General features: G+C 34.5%; 1 protein-coding gene. It reads right to left on the reverse strand.

Features of this window, described 5'->3' with window-relative positions; translation table 11 throughout:
- Nucleotides 1–160: 160 nt before the first annotated feature.
- Nucleotides 161–2263, reverse strand: coding sequence for a serine/threonine-protein kinase (locus tag FFR48_RS27125; protein WP_137669495.1), 2103 nt, complete (start codon nt 2261–2263; stop codon nt 161–163).
- Between the last annotated feature and the right edge of the window lie 322 nt (nt 2264–2585).

Consider the following 2585-nt stretch of genomic DNA (forward strand, 5'->3'; position numbering starts at 1 on the left):
TCTCTTGAAATCCCAAAAAATGCACACTTTTTCCGGTATACCCTTCCAAACCCTTGCACTAATTTCTGTGTTTATCAGCCTCTAACCTTTGATATATCAAGGTTTTAGGTTTATTCAGCAAACCCTACTTATTTAATTTTCAGGTGTCGAGGGGTTTTCATTAATTAGACATTGGCAAAATAGGTACAACAATTGGGAGAGATTTGTCGGGTTGGATTTGATTTTCTGCCTGTTTGCGGGCTTCTATTGCTTGTTGGTAATCGGGCTTATATTTAATAGCTTGATCATAGGATTTTATCGCTTCTTGATATCGTTGTAAATTGAATAACGCATTGCCCATGCTGTACCAACTTTCATAGTGGTTTTTTTTGTAATTAACTGCTTTATTATAGGATGCAAAAGCATCTTCATATCTCTGTAACTTATATTGTGAATTTCCTAAATTATACCATGCTTGATAATCATTTGCTTTCAAAGAAATTGCTTTTTGATAAGCATCGATCGCTTCTGTATAACGTTGACTTTGATGTAGTGACCATCCCAAAGTATACCAAGCTTGATAATTACTAGGATGATATTTAATCACTTCCTTAAATGAGTCAATTGCTTCAGCATATCTTCTTAATGTCACTAAAATATTACCTCTAGAAAACCAAGATCGGTAATGACTGGGTTGATATTGGACAACTTGACTATAGGCTTTTAAAGCATCTTCATAGCGGTTTAAATTTACTAGGGAATTACCCAAATTATATAAAGCTGCTGTATAGTCTGGTTTTAGTTCTACTGCTTGTGTATAAGCTGTAATTGCATCATTATATTGTTTGATATTTTGTAAAGATAAACCTTTTTTATACCAAGATTCATAATTATCGGATTGCAATTCAATTGCTTGATCATAAGACTTAATAGCATTATCATATTGTTTTAAATTTCTGAAAGCATCACCTTTAGCATTCCACACTGCTGGATAATCATCTTTTTCATGTAAGGCTTTATCAAAAGCAGAAATTGCTTCTGTATATCGCTGTAAACTTGATAAGGCAAAACCTCTACCAATCCAAGCTTCTAAATAATCAGGTTGAATTTGAATTGCTTTGTCATAAGCTTTGATTGCTTGTTGATATTTTTTCAATTCAAATAATGCTTTACCTTGACCATACCATCCTGGAAAATAATCAGGTTTGATATTTACTGCTTTTTCATAATTTGCCAGTGCATCTTCATATCTTTGGAGTTGTAAAAGTGTATTCCCTTGGTTATATAAATCAACTGCGTTATGAGTATTGATTTTATTAAAGATATATATTGATGCAATTCCCCCTAAAGTTAATAAAAATATTCCTGATACTAATTTGAACAATAGAAATTTTTTAGATGGTTGAGGTTTGATATGATTAACTGGCGCAGGAGGACTAAAAACTATTGTTCCAGAGAGAGGTTTAACTAATTCTTGCAGTGCTTGTAATGCTACCGTTGCTGAGGCATAACGTTGACGAAAATCATAACAAATCATTTTATCTATAAATTCTGCAAATTCTGGCGTGACAGTGGTATGATTCCGCCAAATAATTTCATTAGTATCTGCATCTCTTTCTAATTGCTGAGGTAATAAACCAGTCATTGCTTGAATAGCAATAATTCCCAAAGCATAGATATCACTGCTTAATTTTGGTGTACCTTGGGCTTGTTCTCCAGGCATATAACCAGGTGTGCCAATAGCAACAGTAGCGGGAGTTTGACCAGAAGGTATAATGACTTGGGTGGTAATTTCTTTAACTGCCCCAAAATCAATTAAAATTAGTTTACTATCTTGATCACGTCTGAGGATATTGCGGGGATTAACATCACGGTGAATTACCTTTTGTTGATGTACAAAGTCTAAAATTTCCAAAATTTCTTGTAATAGAGAAATTACCTGATCTTGAGTGAGGGTTTTTCCTGGTAATAACTCTTGGGAGAGATCATGACTAGGAATAAATTCTTGAACAAGGTAAAATTCGGCATTTTCCTCAAAGTATGCTAAAAGTTGGGGAATGTGATCATGAGTACCTAACTTGTACAAAACCTGCGCTTCGGTATCAAATAAACGTCTGGCTATTTCTAAAGTTGCAGCGTTACTAGACTGAGGCTTGAGTTTTTTGACAACACACTGAGGAGAACCAGGTAAGTGAGTATCAGAAGCAACATAAGTTTCTCCAAATCCCCCTCCTCCCAGATGGCGGATAATCTGGTATCTTCCTACAAGTGTGTTTCCTATCATCTCGGTTGCTAAGTTGAGTGTAATATTACTTCATTACAATATTGCCACAGGTAACTGGTGATTGGTGACTGGGGACTGGTGACTGGTGACTGGTGACTGGTGACTGGTAATTGGAGTTTGCAATTACCAATTACCTATTTCCAGTTACCTATTACCTATTACCTATTACCCTTTACCATTTACCATTTTCGTTTTACCTTTTACCTTTTAAAAATACCAATTAACCATTTACAAATCACAGAGTAGCTATTAAGTATTAAAACGTATGAATGATGATTAGCAAGTTTAGAGCGACAGTTATATATGAAATAAAAGATAGTAA

It is taken from the genome of Sphaerospermopsis reniformis (assembly GCF_005402885.1).
In the GTDB taxonomy this organism is placed as follows: domain Bacteria; phylum Cyanobacteriota; class Cyanobacteriia; order Cyanobacteriales; family Nostocaceae; genus Sphaerospermopsis; species Sphaerospermopsis kisseleviana.

Coding starts and splice junctions, on each gene's coding strand:
- FFR48_RS27125 (WP_137669495.1), bottom strand. CDS start 2,263: ATGATAGGAAACACACTTGTAGGAAGATACCAGATTATCCGCCATCTG.